The 15,536-nt window shown below is 71.7% G+C and carries 4 protein-coding genes; 1 reads left to right on the forward strand and 3 read right to left on the reverse strand.

Annotated elements, in window-relative coordinates; genetic code table 11:
- Position 1 precedes the first annotated feature (1 nt).
- Positions 2–5,218 carry a DEAD/DEAH box helicase gene (locus E8D37_RS06625; protein WP_168929652.1) on the reverse strand — a complete coding sequence of 1,739 codons (5,217 nt, stop codon included), beginning with the start codon at positions 5,216–5,218 and terminating at the stop codon, positions 2–4.
- A gap of 25 nt (positions 5,219–5,243) precedes the next feature.
- Positions 5,244–8,300 carry a hypothetical protein gene (locus tag E8D37_RS06630; protein ID WP_136568942.1) on the reverse strand — a complete coding sequence of 1,019 codons (3,057 nt, stop codon included), beginning with the start codon at positions 8,298–8,300 and terminating at the stop codon, positions 5,244–5,246.
- A gap of 191 nt (positions 8,301–8,491) precedes the next feature.
- Between E8D37_RS06630 and E8D37_RS06635 the strand changes: the two genes are divergently transcribed.
- Positions 8,492–14,431: a DUF4011 domain-containing protein gene (locus E8D37_RS06635; RefSeq protein ID WP_168929653.1), complete on the forward strand. Its 5,940-nt coding sequence runs from the start codon at positions 8,492–8,494 to the stop codon at positions 14,429–14,431.
- Positions 14,432–14,527: 96 nt separating this feature from the next.
- Here the strand turns inward: E8D37_RS06635 and E8D37_RS06640 are convergent, their stop codons facing one another.
- Positions 14,528–15,460: a hypothetical protein gene (locus E8D37_RS06640; protein ID WP_136568944.1), complete on the reverse strand. Its 933-nt coding sequence runs from the start codon at positions 15,458–15,460 to the stop codon at positions 14,528–14,530.
- Positions 15,461–15,536 lie beyond the last annotated feature (76 nt).

A 15,536-nucleotide genomic window follows, 5' to 3' on the forward strand; every position in this document is an offset into this window, starting at 1 on the left:
CTCACGAACCGACCAGTCCGCTGTAGATCGACTCGGGCAGCAACGACGCCGTCCGTAGGTCGAGCAGCCGGACCTTGGTGCCGCTCCCGGCGATCCCGTCCCTGACTGCTCGGACCCTGGGTGTCAGCCCGGGCTCGTCCGTCCGCCACAACGGGTGGACAAGGAGCACCGCACGCCTGCCTGACTCCAGGTGCACGAGCCCGTCCGTGTCCTCGATGCGAAGCTCGGCGAACGCTTCGCCAAAGGCGCGACCGAAGGACCGGGCGACCGACGAGGCGCCCGAGAGCCACCTGGACTCCGTCAACGGTCGACCCAGCGCGAGCTCAGCCACGTCCAGGGCCAGCCTCCAGTCGAGGAGCGGGTGGATGTGCCGGTTGTCGTAGGACCGCAGGCAGTCCGGGCAGGACGAGTCGCAGGCGGACGAGTGGCGCGGGGACGCCCAGCTGGCGCCCAGCTCGTCGAGCAGCGAGGTGACGACCCGCAGCAACCGGTCGGGCCGGCCCAGCTCTGAGGCGTAGCCGGCCCCGTTCTCCAGGGTGTCCGCGAGGAAGATGCCCGAGGTGACGAGGTCGCCCACCCTGCGGTGCTGCAGACCCACGGTGATCTCGTTCGAGTCGATGTCCAGCTCGGCCTGAGCACCCCGTCTGAGTGCCTCGGCGAAGGACGTCATGGCTGCCTGCCCGCTGACGCACTCGCGAAGGACCGCGACCGACCCGCCCTCGAGGTCGAGACCGTTGGGCAGGACCATGAGAGCATCCGTGACCCGGACCTCGCCGATGGCCGACTCGAAGCCTGAGCTCGGGTCGTCGCTGGCGACGTAGCTGCCGTCCTTCTCCTTGGCCCAACGGAACAGCCGACCAGCGTTGTCGTTGACGGTGAGCAGCTTGCCCTGGTCCATGACCCAGGTGTCCATGTTCCCGACGCGGTCCGGCACCGCCGGCGCCTCGACCCAGCCCAGCACGGGGCGGGATGCTGAGGTCGACACGTCGTCATCGCCCAGCCGGTCGTCCCGATCCCCTGTGCGGAAGCCCGCAGGCTGGTACATCGTGACGGTGGAGACGAGGTGCTTGCAGACCGGACACGACGTGACCGGTTCCTCCCCCTCGGAGGAGCGCGCGAAGGTGCAGCGCTCGCACCTGGTCAGCGAGACTCGGGCGCCGAGGGGGTTGGCCCGCTGCCCGAACCTGGCGAAGGTGGCCAGACCGTCGGCGGTGTAGACCCAGCCGTCGCTCACGACCTTCGAGCCCGGCGAGAACAGGGAGACCGCCATGGACAGCGGCCTCTGCGAGACCTCCACGGCCCTTTGCCCTCCGCCCGGGGTGTACCAGAGCTCCCTGACCCGGGTGGGGAACCCGAACATGGGGAGGATGCCAGCGTTCGCCAGTCGTTCCGAGAGCTCCCGGTGGGTGAGGAGCGGGTCCTCGCACGCCTGGTCGATGGCAGCGACCAGCCCCGACCGCATCCAGTCGACCAGGGCCTTCCGCACGTGGGTCTCCACACCGGTGTGGACGGCGAGCCGCTCGACCACGCGCGAGACCTCGCCAGATCTGCTGAGGAACAGGCCGACCTGGTCCCTGACCTGGTGCCACTGCTCCGCGTAGCCGAAGGATCCGTGCACGGAGCCACTTCCTCGCGGCTTGTCCGCCAGCAGGGCGAACGCCTGCCTGAGGACCTCCGCCGTGGCCACGCGGCGCAGGATCGCCTCGCGTTGCATGTCCAGGAACGGTTGGGGCGGGACCTCGCCGGTGATCCGCATGCTCTGCCCGAAGTAGTAGTCGTCGTGCGAGCGGTCCCTGCACAGCGTCGCCGCGTAGGAGAACGGCTGTCCCTGTCGGCCTGCGCGACCGACACGCTGCTGGTAGTTGAACCGCTGCGGCGGCATGTTGGCCATCACCGTGCTGCTGAGCGAGCCGATGTCGACACCCACCTCCATCGTGGTGGTCACGCTCAGCACGTCGATGGGAGTAGTTCGAGCGTTCTCCCGTGGGGGCGGCAGCAGAGCCCGCCGGAACCGACGCTGCCGGTCACGCGCCTTCTTGGGTGGGCTCGTCTGACCGGTCAGCTCTGCCACGTTCATGCGAGCCGGCCGGAGCTTCGAGAGGCTCACGTAGTAGTCGCCCTCGGCCAACGGCTCCACCGCGGAGGGGTGCAGCGTCCCGCGGCACTTCTCGCGCACGCACGTACCTGCCGACCCGTGGAGGTGCCTGGTCGAGCAGACGTCGCACACCCAGACCGTGTCGCCGTGCGCCCGCACCCCGATCGCGAGACCCGGCCGGTCGAGGGGGAGCGACTGAGCCTCGAGGAGAGGGCTCACCCATGCAGTCAGCAGGTCCTCGACGCGCTCCGCGGTGAGCGCTCCCCCGGCAGCGACGCGAGCCACGTAGTCCTTGACGCGCCGCGGCCGAGCCTTGCTGTCCGCGCTGTGACCGGGTGACCACCGGTTGCTGAGGCCGTACAGGCGGAGCACCGAGCACACCACCTCGTTCTCGACGGGCTCGAGATCCGCGGTCCCGGTGAGGGCGAGGTGACCGACCAGGCTCATCTCGAGGTCTCGGCCCCGCCCACCGAGGAACGCGTCGCCCAGGGCCATGATCAGCAGCCGCCGCTGACGCTCCGCCTGCGACTTTCGAGTCATGTCGTCAGCCGGCAAGGGGTCCCACTCCCCGGGGACCGGAGGGTCGTAGAGCACGTGCCAGGGGGTCTCGTCGTCGTGCAGGTACTGAGCCGAGGCCCTCTGCCCACCCGGCGGCACCCCCAGCCTCACGAGCTCTCCCACCAGGGACTCGACCAGGTTGGGCCACGAGGTCACAGCGTTGTCGGCTCGCAGCTCCTCGAACTGCTTGACCATCAGCTCGTCCTCGGCAGTGCCCACACCGAGCGCGATGCGCTGGTAGGCGACCGCCTCCTGCTGGTGCACCACGCCCAGCTGGCCCCAGATCGCCATGTCCGCAGGGTCGAGGCGCCCCGGCACACCCCCCGACCGGAGCAGCCTGACAACCTCGTCGTCCTTCGCCAGCTCACGACGCAGGAGCTGCCGCACCAGGTCGGCGAAGCCGTTCTCGCCGAGGCCCATGGCGGTCTTCGCCGCGTCGTCCCTGCTGTCCGTGAAGACGATGGTGCGCTCGGTCTCGTCGGTGGCGGACACCGCCCGCACCATGCGGGACACCAACAGCTGCACTGCTTGGTGCAGGCCTTGCGTGTGAGCACGTACGGGCGACCTCACGGCCCCGTGGGCGATCTTGTCCTGCCTGTCGGCGTGGTGGCACGAGGGGCACCTGCTGGGCAGCGCCGGTGCGTGCCAGCCGTCCGGCCCGCCCTGGGCCCGCAGGGTCACTCCCGTGGCTTCTCCCCGTGAGGCGGGAGCGAGGTAGCCCAGCCGCGGGTGCAGCTCGACCGGGGCGAAGGCGAAGGCGACCTTGCTCCCCCCGGGGCCGGGGTGCTCCCACCGCTCGGTCGAGTCGACCCCGGGCGCGTACCAGGCGTAGGCGCTGCGTGGTCGTCGAAAGACCGGCAGCTCGAGCTCAGCCTCCGGTTCCGCCGGCGTGGTGGCGAGGTACTCCCCGCCGTCCTGCGAGCTGACGACCCACCCTCCTAGCCCGACCTCGCCACAGTGGTCGCAGTACAGGAGGTCGAGGACGCGCGCACCGCAGGGGACGCCGTCCAGGTCGGCGGAGCAGAGCTGGCGAGGAGTCGTGTACAGCCGGCCGATCCTCCGGGACCCGTCGTTCTCCGGGACACCGGGGCAGGACGGGTCGCTGCACGCCCAGATCCCTCGCATGGAGCGGAGCAGGAGGTGTGCCCTGAACGGCACCTGGCCGTCCGATCCACGCCCCAGCAGCTCGAGAAGGTCGTCGAGAAGTGACTCGTCCGCCCCGGGGCCGAGGAGCCGACGTGCGACCAGGCTCAGCGGTGTGGCGCGCAGCGGACCGGAGTCGTCGTCCCCGCGGCACGAGGCGGCGACCGCTCGGTCGAGCCCAGCCACCTGACCTGACTGGAGAGCGCCGCGAACGTCCTGCGGCTGCACCGGGATCGACGCGTCGGGCACGAGGGGCTGTCCAGAGATGGGCCGGAAGGTCTCGGCGGGTGCCCCGAAGAAGCCCTCCAGGTAGTCGCCCCTGTCCTCGTCGAGCGACGCGGAGGTGGCCACGATGCTCAGCTGGGGGTCATCGGGCTCCAGGCCGAGCCGGTCGCACAGGTTGCGAACGATCATCGCGACCTCAGCCCCCTGCGTCCCCCGGTACAGGTGGAGCTCGTCCACCACGAGCGTGAGCACCCGCGAGCGGTCCTCGGCGAGCCAGTCACGGGTGCGCTGGAAGATGGGCTGCTCCCGCTCGCGCATCAGCATCACGTTGAGCATCGAGTAGTTGGTGACGAGGACGTCAGGCGGCGACGCGATCATGTCCCAGCGCGTCAGCATCTCACCGGCGCGGGGGTCGCTCAGCTGGGCGTCGAGCTCCTCGTCCGTGCTCCCGACCTCGTCGCGCTCCGCCACCATCTCCCGGAGCTGCTCGGCTGCTTCCTTGACCTTGGCGTTGGCCCCTCCACGGACCGGCACCTCGCCCGTGCCGATCGTGGCCCCCGTGTACCGCCCGAACCACAGGTCGGGCCCCCCGAGCGACGTCATTCGCCGGAGGGACCTCCGCAGCCGGCTCATCTGGTCCTCGACGAGCGCGTTCATCGGGTACAGCACGATGGCCCGGACCGCGGCAGGACGGCCTGGCGGCCTGCTCGGCGCCCAGGACCCGGCGTCCCACCACGGGTTCGCACGACCGTCCTGCTTCCAGGACCTGGACTCGATGAGCAGCCGCGCGAGCACTGGCAGCAGGAAGCTCTCCGTCTTGCCCGAGCCGGTCCCCGAGGTCACCACGGGGTGGCGCTTTCCCTTCCAGCCTCGCAGGGAGGTCACCAACGAGTCAGCCTGGTGCTGCCGCAAGGACATCTCCCGCGCAGGCAGGCCGAACAGTCCTCGGGTGAGCAGATCCATCTCGCTCTCGGAGAGGCCCACCAGCTGCGCGGCCTCCAGGGCCGGGACCGTGCCGGGATACGGGAGCACCGGCTCGAGGAGAGGCTCCTGGAACAGCACCCCCGGTTGCTCCAGGAGCCGACGTCGCTCGTCGGCTATGTTCCGGTCCCGGAGCCAGAAGGCTGTGTCGACGTAGCTGAGGACTGCGGTCTGGACCTCGTCGAGGACCTGGCGGGGCGGGGGGACGTGGGTCATTCGGTGATGCCTCTCGAGGGGTGCGTCAGTGCGTGAGGAGGTGCTGGAGGGCACGGGCAAGCTCATCCGGCACGTCCTCGTAGTGGAGCAGCCGAGCCTTGCGCTCGGCGACGGGTGGGAGACCGGACGCGGCGACCACCACGCGGCCGTACAGGCCCGGGAGGTCCGCGCCGAGCGGCACGGTGAGTCGTCGGGCCTCGGGGTGCCACGCGACGAGCGAACGTCCCACGAGATGTGCAGCCAGGTGCTTGCTCAGCTGCACCGTCGAGCGGGCCCAGGTGCCTGCCTCCACGTCGGACGGCGCCCTGAACAGGTCCGTGGTCGCGAACTTGCGCACCCGGTAGGCACCGGCGTCGTGCGCCCCGTCGGCCTGCCGCCAGGTGTTGTCGCTGACGGCGAACTGCGTGACCTGGCCCACCGGAAGGTTGGTCGTCCTCGGCAACGACCTGAGGACCTCGCTGAGCGGCGGCAGCACCTGGACGAGGTCGCGCCAGGCGGTGTCGACGACGCTCACCCCTTGCTCGACCACCGTGGGGGTGCGGAGCTGCTCCGCGCCCAGGTCCACGAAGTAGCCCGTGACCCCCTCGGTGGACGGGCACTCGTCGAACTGGGCCCCCCGGCGGCTCAGCTCCTCCCCGACCAGCGTGTACAACGCCGTTGGCCAGAACCCGCCGAAGAGGGTCCCGTGCTCGGTCCCGACGAGGCTGGTGGGGGCGACCTCCCACGCGACGGGCTCCAACGTCCGCGCATCACGCCGGACGTCCAGGTGCCCCAGCACCTCCAGCGTGCGCGCCACCTGGTCGACGAAGAGCCCCGAGGGCTCGACCTGGAACAGGATGCGCTCCAGCTGGGCCCACGAGCCTCGCCCTGTGTGGAGGAGCGCGTCGAACGCGGTCGTCAGGTCGTTGTCCGAGTCGCGTCGCGGAGGCAGCTCCGTCACGTCGTGTCGGGTGCCGGCGGGACCGGCGGTCACCTCCAGCTTGACTGCCTGCCTGTGGCCAGTGGGGTACAGCCGTCGCATCCCGCACCCGAGGCACTCTCCCCAGGTGCGGCTCTGGACGGGCCGGCCGTTCCGGTAGTCCGGGGTCTCGACGTGGACTCGGTGCCTGCCCGTGTAGAGGCACGAGCTCGGGTCGACCGTGGTCAGCCGGACCTCGACCTCCGGCCGGTGGCTCCGGGGGCCCTCGCCCGCGCGCCACCACGGTGCCGCGGGAGGAAGGTCCTGCAACCCGTCAGGAGCCGACCTGCGCTCGCCGTCGACCACGTGCCCGGAGACCCTGGCGCCGCGCGGCCCCTCGACTCCCAGGACCCCTGCTCCACCCGCCGTGTAGGACACCCCCGCAGCGCGGGACCACTGCCGGCGGTCCGGGGTGTCCGAGGAACGTAGGCGCACCGTCGACGCCGTCAGCGGGTCCTTCTTCCCACGCGCCAGGAGCTCGACCCGGTAGTCACCGTCGGCGAGGTCGAGGTCGGCCATGGACCTGACGAGCAGGGCGCCGTCGCTCACCCACTCCTCGAGCACGGTCTCCGGGTCCTGGACGTCCCCGTCCTCGAAACGGCCGAGGTCGATGACCCGGACCACGAAGCCGTTGGCGCTGTCGCTGATGGCCCGGATCTCCGGGGGACCCCACACGTGCCACTTGCTCCGCAGCTGCCCAGGTAGGGCGAAGCCCCCGGCCAGCTTCAGCGAGCTGGAGGTGAGCGGGACCAAGGGCTGGAGGTCGTCCACCCTGTCCTGGTGGACCAGGTCACCCACAGGCGTCATCACCTGGACGCCCTCCACACGGGACCAGTCGTCAGGCTGTCCCGGCAGGGGGTCCGAGACCACCCACCCTGGACGAGCGACCTGGACCAGCACCTCAAGGAGGCGCGGCCGGACGCTGTCGTGGACCAGCAGCTGGACGTCCTCGCCCAGCATCACCTGCGGGGCCTCCACCCACTGACGGGTCAGGGCGTCCTCACGGAAGAGGACCAGGCGCTTGGGCTTCCTCTCCGCGCTGGCCCCGGTCAGCGAGTCCTCGAGCCGCAGGAGCCCCCTGAGCGCGTCCGCCGGGCTCACGGACGACCCTCTGCCGATGCTGAGGCTGCCGGGCAGGTCAGGCACGAGGTCGACGGCCACGGGGGGCTCCGCCGTGACGATCTTCGCCTCCCGAGGCTCGTCCGCCCGGGGGAACCTCACCTGGATACCGAGACCGAGCCTCTTGCGCGGGAACGTGTCGATCTTGAGCGTGAGCTGGATGCCAGCCGCAGCCGGCCTGGAGCCAGGCCCGCCACCGACATGGCCGACGTGCTGCCTCCCGCGCCCGTCCCACGTGCTGAGCGCGACCGAGGTCGACTGGGCGATCCGCTCCCGCGCGTCCTTCTTCTGCCAGAGCTGGAAGAGCCCGCCCGAGACTGGGCAGGGCACCTGGTGCATCCAGGTGTCGATCAGCCCGGTCAGCTCCGAGGGCGGCAGCTCTGCTCCCGGCGCCAGGCCGAACTGCGTGAAGAAGTCCTTGAGGTTCTCCCGGTCCGCGCTGCGGACCAGCGCCTGCGAGACCGTCAGCCCGACGAACCGATGGCTCAGTGCGAACGCCGTGGGCATGCCACGGGCACCGTCCTGGTCGACGAGCCACCGGTTGAGGTGTCCCCACCAGAGCTCCGCGACCCGGCGGTACGCCTGGTCCACCGACTTGTCCCCGGGCCTGCCCAGGACGGTCTGGAGCCGTCCGAGGAAGTTGCTGCTCGACATCCCGTCGGCCGCCGCCATCTGTTCCGCCGCCTCGCAGAAGACAGCCAGGACGCCGAGGAACGGGGGGACGGTCCGCCGTCCGGAGCCGACCCAGCGCGCGAGCTGCCGCTCGTGCGCGTGGAAGACCGCGCTCGGGCCCCCTACGCCGAGGGTGGACCGGACGGAGTCCGCGAGCCGGGCCCGCACGTCCTCGACGGGAACGTCCATGACGAGGCCCAGCTGCTCGACAGCCTCGTCCTCGAGGTCGAGGTAGACGGGCTGCGGGTCGTCGACCTCGGGGAACAGGACCTCGGCGATGGCCTCGTTCCAGGACAGGTACTCGCTCCAGGCGTCAGTGATGACCTTGCTCACGATCCTGGACTGTAGGTCGGCCCACTGACAGGGGCGCCTGGACCCGACATTTACCCGCCCGACTGGTCCAGATGTCTTCCTGGCCGGATGAGGACGCGGTGTCAGGAATCTCGCAGCAGCCACGTTCCGGACCGTCCCACCTGCCAGGAGGGCTACAGTCGCGCGGCCAGCGCACAGATCATGGAGCACCCTTGTCGTCACCCGTCAGCCTCGACGTCCGCACCTCCGGCTTCCTCAGCTACGCCCTCGCCCACAACGGCGCGCCGTTCCTCGACGTCTCGGTGACGAACGCCGGGGCGCCGCTCGTCGGAGCCGTCCTGGTCGTGGGGGTCGCCGACGCCGAGGGTCCACTGAGCGACGTCGCTCGCCTCAGCCTGGACCTGCCCACCGGCACCGTGGCGACACCTGCCCGTGCCCACGTCCGGCTCGACCCGGCCGCGCTGCTCCAGGTCGACGAGAGACGACCGGGCACGGTGCGCGTCAGCCTCCAGCACGAGGGCAGGCAGCTGGTGTCCGTGGACGAGGCCGTGACGGTGCTGGCCCCGAGGCAGTGGCTGCGCGTGGGTCGCGACCTGTCGATGGAGATGCTCGCCGCGCACGTGCAGCCCAACGACCCCGCCGTCGAGGAGCTTCTCGCGGAGGCCTCCGAGATCCTCCAGCAGCGCACCGGCAGCGGCTCGGTGCAGGGGTACCAGTCCGGGCCCGAGCGAGCTCGCCTGATCGTCGACGCCGTGCTCGACGCGGCCGTGGCACGCGACATCCACTACACCAACCCGCCGGCCAGCTGGCACGAGAAGGGCCAGAAGGTCCGCACCCCCGCCGAGGTCCTGGAGGGTCGTGCCGGCACGTGCCTCGACACCACGACCACGCTCGCGGCGGCGTTGGAGCAGGCGGGGCTGTTCCCGCAGATGTGGGTCGTCCAGGGGCACGCGTTCCTCTCGTGGAGCACGGAAGAGGTCTCGCTGGAGAGGACCGTCACCACGGACCTCAACCTGGTCACCAACCTCGTGGACACCGGAAGGCTGCGGCTCGTCGAGACCACCCTGGTGCCCGGAGGCGGGCCGGTCGACTGGCAGGCCGCCCACGAGCGCACCCGTCGGAAGTGGCTGGTGGAGCGACGCGACGACGTCCTGGCCGTGGTGGACGTCGTCGCCGCCAGGCGCAACGGCATCGTGCCTCTGCCCGCGCGCCGCGTGCAGCAGGACGGCGCCGTGACCGTCCACGAGTACCACGCGGGCCAGCACAGCACCGCGATCCAGCTGCCCACCAGCCGTCGCCGGCCGGCCCAGGACGCCACGAACGTGCCCCGCCGGGTGCAGACCTGGAAGAGCGCCCTGCTCGACCTCACCCTGCGCAACCGGCTGCTGAGCTACAAGCCCGCCAGTGGCCTGGCCCTCCGGGTGCCCGACGGCCGACTGGCGGACCTGGAGGACCTCGTGCACGCCGAGGTCCCGGTCACGCTCGCTGCTCGCGACGCCCTCGACGAGGTCCACCTCGCACGTGGGCTCGGCAATGCCTTCGACCTGCCCGACCACGTCCTGTCCGAGGAGCTCTCCAGGCACCGCGTCCTCCACGTGGATCTGTCCTCCGAGGCGTACCAGAAGACGCTCGCATCGCTGGCCAACAAGGCGCGCACGGGGGTCGAGCAGACGGGCGCGAACAACCTCTACCTGGCCCTCGGCATGCTGCACTGGACCTACCGGGACCCGAACGGCACGGCCTCGTCGACGCGGGACCTTTCCTCCCCGCTCATCTTGGTCCCCGTGCGCCTCGTGGCACGCGACCGCGGACGCACCTACCAGGTCGTGGTCGACGACTCCGGTCTGAGCACCCCCAACTACTGCCTGTTCGAGAAGCTCAAGCAGGACATGGGGGTCGACCTCACCGGCCTCTCCCAGCTGGAGGCCGACGAGCACGGCGTCGACGTCTCCGGAGCCTTCCAGCGGGTGCGCGAGCAGCTGCTCGAGGCGGGGATGGACGCCCGTGTCGAGGAGTCCGCGCAGCTGGCGCACCTCGACTTCGCGAAGTACCGCCTCTGGAAGGACCTCGACGACCACTGGGAGCAGCTGCTGGAGAACCGCCTGGTCCGGCACCTGGTCGAGACTCCGACGGAGGCGTTCGAGGACGCCGTCCCGGCGGACCGTCAGGTCGGGGACCTCGACGCGCTCGACGCGCTCTGCCCCATCCCGGCGGACGCCTCGCAGCTCGAGGCGGTCGAGGCCGCGGTGGCCGGGGAGACGTTCGTCCTCGAAGGCCCGCCCGGCACCGGCAAGTCCCAGACGATCACCAACCTCCTCGCCCGGGCGGTCGCCAGCGGCAAGCGGGTCCTCTTCGTCGCCGAGAAGCGAGCGGCGCTGGACGTCGTCTCGGCGCGCCTGCGCTCGGTGGGGCTGGAGCCCTTCTGCCTGGACCTGCACGACAAGGGGGCCAAGCCGGCCGAGGTCCGGTCGCAGCTGCGCGCCGCCCTGGCGCACGAGGTCCTGCTCGATGCTGAGGGCCTCGAGACCGACAGGGACGACCTCCGTGCAGCCCGCGGGTCGCTGCTCCGCTACCACGAGCGGCTCCACGAGCGGAACCTCGCTGGGCTCTCCTACTACGCCGCGCGCGAGAAGCAGCTCTCCCGCGGCGAGGACGAGCTCACGCTGCAGGTCCCGCGGTCCTTGCTGACTCAGCCGCCCGCCGTCCACGACGTCCTGCGGGAAGCCATCAGGTCGGTCGCCGAGACCGACCCCGGGCACCCGGTGCGGAGGGCGTGGGGGTTCGTCACCCGGGTCGACACCTCGGAGACGACGTGCGGGCCGCTGGTGCGGGCAGCCGCGGAGCTGGACGCCGCTACCGCCGCGCTCGGGGCCGACGCAGAGCTCGCGCGACTCGTCGGCTCTGCTGGGGGCTCGGCGGAGGTCCGGTCGCTCGCCTGGCTCCTGTCCCACGGGCTCACCGACCCCGCGCTCCTGGCCACCACGCAGGACGTCGCGTGGCAGACCACCCGCGCCGACCTGCTGCGCGCTCTCGAGTCGTTCGCTGGCACCAGCCTCCCGGGCACCGAGAGGACGACGCCCGACGTGCTGGGCCTGCCGCTGGAGGAGCTCCACGCCCGTGCCGTCGAGGCGGCCGAGTCCAGCATCTTCGGTCGCGGCAAGCGACTCTCCGCCGTCCTGGAGGACCTCGCACCCGTGCTGGTCCCGGCCGCCGAGGTGAGGCCGAAGGAGCTGCCGGCCCTGCTGGCCAGCCTCGTGAACGCCCAGCACGCGGCACGGGAGATCGCTGCTCGGGCCAGCGCGCTGCCCGGGATCGTCCTTCCCGAGGGCTGGAACCCTCTGCGCGGGGAAGACCTGGCCAGCGTCCGGGAGCGTGCCGAGCTGCTGCACCAAGGCGGTGCCTGGCTGGCGAGCGACGACGGCTTCTGCCTCGCCGCCCGCGAGTGGCTGGGCCGTCTGCAGTCGGGGGCGGCCACCGTGCCGGACGACGTCGCCGCCCGGCTCGTCGCCCTGGCCGAGGCCGTGGAGCACCTCGTCGCCGAGGCGGGGCCGGGTGCGGAGCTGGAGGTCGAGAGGTGGCGCGGGGAGGAGGGTCTCCTCGATCGGTGGACGACGACGTCACCGGGGCGCGGCCAGGGTCAGCCCGAGCCGCAGACCCTCGTGCGCTGGACGGCCTTCCTCGCTGCGATCGACCCCTTGCGCCAGCACGGTGTCGCGGACACCTGGCGGCTGCTGCGCGAGCAGGGCGACGTCGAGGGCGCGACGCACGGCTGGGAACGCGGCCTCGCCCAGGTCTCGCTGGTCGAGCGCGCGCAGGCGACCGGCATCGACGGCTTCGACGCAGCCCGCCACGAGCGGTCCGTCGCCCAGTTCTCCCGCTCGACGGCCAAGGTGCGCCAGCACCTGCGGGACGTGCTGCCGCACGACGTGAAGAAGGCGCGCCCCTTCGACCCCGAGCGGGCGCGGGGACGCGTCGGCGAGCTCAGCTACCAGCTCGGGCTCTCTCGCGGCGGCCTCGGTGTGCGCGCCCTCATGGAGCAGTTCGGCGACCTGGTCACGCAGGTCATGCCCTGCGTGCTCGTCAGCCCGGACTCCGTCGCACGGTTCTTCCCCGTCGGCGGCACGACGTTCGACCTCGTCGTCTTCGACGAGGCGTCCCAGGTCCGGGTCGCGGACGCCGTCGGCGCCATGGGCCGGGGACGCGCCGTCGTCGTGGTGGGTGACAGCAAGCAGATGCCCCCCACGCAGGTCGGCGTCTCGGCCGTGCAGGACGCCTCGCTCGAGGACGAGGAGCCCGACGAGGTCGACGGTGACGAGGGGCCGGTCGTCTCGCGCGCCCCGGCCGAGCAGGAGTCGATCCTCTCCGAGGCCGTGGCTGCGCGCGTCCGCCGACGCACGCTGACATGGCACTACAGGAGCCAGGACGAGAGCCTCATCGCGTTCTCCAACGCGCTCTACTACGGGGACGAGCTCTCGACCTTTCCCTCGCCCACGACCCCCGCCACGGCAGCGACCAGGGGCCTCGGCATCAGTCTGCGCAAGGTGGACGGCACCTTCCTGCGCAGCGGCAAGGGCGCTGCGCTGAGGACCAACCCCGTCGAGGCCGAGGCGATCGTCGCGGAGGTCCTCGACCGGTTCTCCGACAGCCCCGACGAGGTGCCGTCCGTCGGCGTCGTCACCTTCAACGCGCAGCAGCGCGCCCTGGTCGAGCAGCTCCTCCGCGAGGCTGCTGACGAGCGGGTGGCCGAGGCTCTCGACGCCCCCGACGGCCTGTTCGTGAAGAACCTGGAGAACGTGCAGGGCGACGAGCGGGACGTCATCCTGTTCTCCACAGCCTTCAGCGTCAACGAGAAGGGCGTGCTCCCCGGCAACTTCGGCCCGCTGTCACGGGCCGGCGGTGAGCGGCGCCTCAACGTCGCCATCACCCGCGCCCGCAAGCAGGTCGTGCTCTTCACCTCCTTCGACCCCGGCCAGATGCCGGTGAAGGAGGGGTCCTACCAGGGCATGCGCGACCTGCAGTCCTACCTCGAGCTCGCGGCCCGCGGCGCGGAGAGCTGGCAGGCCGGCAAGGGCTTCGAGCGACGCCAGACGGACCGGCACCGCGACGACGTGGCGGACGCGCTGCGCGCCCGCGGGCTCGTCGTCCGGACCGACGTCGGCCTGTCCGACTTCCGCGTCGACCTCGCGCTCAGCCACGCCGAGGCTCCTGACGAGCTGCTGGTCGCGGTGCTGCTGGACGGTGACAAGTGGGCCGCGCGACGCACGGTCGGCGACCGGGACGGGCTCCCCGTCGAGGTCCTGCGCAACCTCATGGGCTGGCCGGGCGTGGAGCGGGTGTGGCTGCCGACGTGGCTCCAGGACCGGGAGGGTGCTCTCGACCGCCTGGTCGACGCAGTCGAGCACGCCCGAGGAGGGGAGCCCCTGCCGGCCGACGAGCCGCAGCCGGTCGATGAGGAGGTCGCGCTCGTGCAGGCGGCGACGAGCGGGGACACCGGTGCCCTCGCTGCCTTGGAGGACCTGGTCGACGCAGCGATCGAGCGGATCGCGCACGAGGCCCCCCCGGTGCCTCTCGCACCCGCACCCGAGCGGGCTCCCTCGGACCTGCCTGGCCAGGTCTCCTGGAGGCCCTTCGAGCCGCGCGCCGAGGGTGACCGGGAGGTCCTGGACTCGCTGCCCTCCCGCTGGGCCTCCCTCCTCGTGGAAGGGGTGGCTCGCGACGTGCTGGAGGCCGAGGGACCGGTGCAGGCCGAACGGCTCGCACGGCTGGTGGCCGCGTCCTTCGACCTGGGCAGGGTGAGCGCCAAGCGCCAGGCGGCGATCCTGGCGGTGGCGCCGGGTCGCGTCGACGAGGACGGCTTCGTCTGGCCCCGCGACCTGGACCGGGAGCACTGGGCCGACTTCGCGCTGCCAGGTCCGGGCGGGAGCCGGCCGGTGGCACAGGTGAGCCTGCGGGAGCTGGGCAACGCGATGGTCGCGCTGTGCGCGGTCTCCGCCGGTGTCCGCACCTCGGACCTGCCCCTGGAGGTGCTGCGCCTCTTCGGCGGCACCCGGATGACTCCCGCCGCCTCAGCGCGGCTCGAGGCGGGGGTGGCGCACGCCGTGGCGCACGGCCGCCTGAAGGAGGACGCTTCGGGCTACCTGCACGCGACGTGAGCCACCGCCACGGCAGGCAGGTCGACGTCGGCGGCCTCGCGCGACCAGGCCCCGAGACCGCGGGCTGCTCGTGGTCCGAGGCACCCAGATCGCTCCTCAGCCTTCCGCGACCGCGTCGAGCACCCCGTCCAGACCGGCCGACACCCATGCCTCCAGCGGCGCGGGCCTGCCGTCGGCCAGCCCCATCACCGCCACTGCACCTCGGAGACGCAGCCGGGCCTCTCCGTCGGTGAGCGCGTAGACGAAGAACCCGGCCAGGTCGTTCTCCGGGGCGGCTCCTGGCGGCTGGAGGTCGTCCCCCAGCGCGAGCACGACCTCGCTGGCGTCGTCGGGCCGGTGCAGCACCAGCTCCTCGCAACCGAGCCTCCGCTCCAGCCACGAGGGGCTCGGGACGTGAGGAAGCCAGGTCACCGAGCCGTCCGGGTCGAGGATGGCCACGGCCCGGTCCTCCTCCACCAGCGAGAAGACGTCATGGACGGCCTCGGGGGCGAACGGCTCGCTGCCGGACATCACCACGTCCGCCATCTCGCGCACCATCAGCTCGGAGGTGGCGCACCGCTGGTAGACACGCTCGAGCAGCCTCCCTGCCCTGGCGTCGTCGTACGGGGCAGCCAGCTGCGCAGCCACGTTGTCGGCCAGAACGCCGGAGAGGTCTCGGGAGAGTCGGTCGACACGGACCACCTGGACGATCCCGGTGCTGGCGTCGACGAGCACCGTCCTCAGGACGAGACACCCCTCGTCGTCCAGCCTGACCCGTCCCCGGAGGTCGGCGTTCAAGCGGTGCGCCTCGAAGGGCGTGTCGCACCACGGCTCCTCGCCGAACTTGAACGCCACGACCAGCTGGAACGGCCGCAGGTCCACCGCCGCCATGGCCAGCGGGCCGTACCGGTGCTGGTGCACCTCCTCGGCGGAGACGCCGGGGACGAACCGCACCAGCTCCGTGAGCCTCGGGCCGAGGCGCAGCTGGTCCGTGTGCGGCCAGCTCGTGCGAGTCGGGTCGTACAGCTCGCCGACGACCACGCTGCTCACTCGCGCTCCCCGACCACGAGGTTCGGCTCCAGGCCGGTTCATGCTCCCTCGTCCTGCCCCTCGGGCCCCACGTCGT

The sequence above is a fragment of the Nocardioides sp. GY 10127 genome, from assembly GCF_004919085.1.
Taxonomy (GTDB): Bacteria; Actinomycetota; Actinomycetes; order Propionibacteriales; family Nocardioidaceae; genus Nocardioides.

Excerpts from the sequence above, each read along its gene's own strand:
- E8D37_RS06625 (WP_168929652.1), bottom strand. The coding sequence starts at position 5,218 with ATGACCCACGTCCCCCCGCCCCGCCAGGTCCTCGACGAGGTCCAGACC.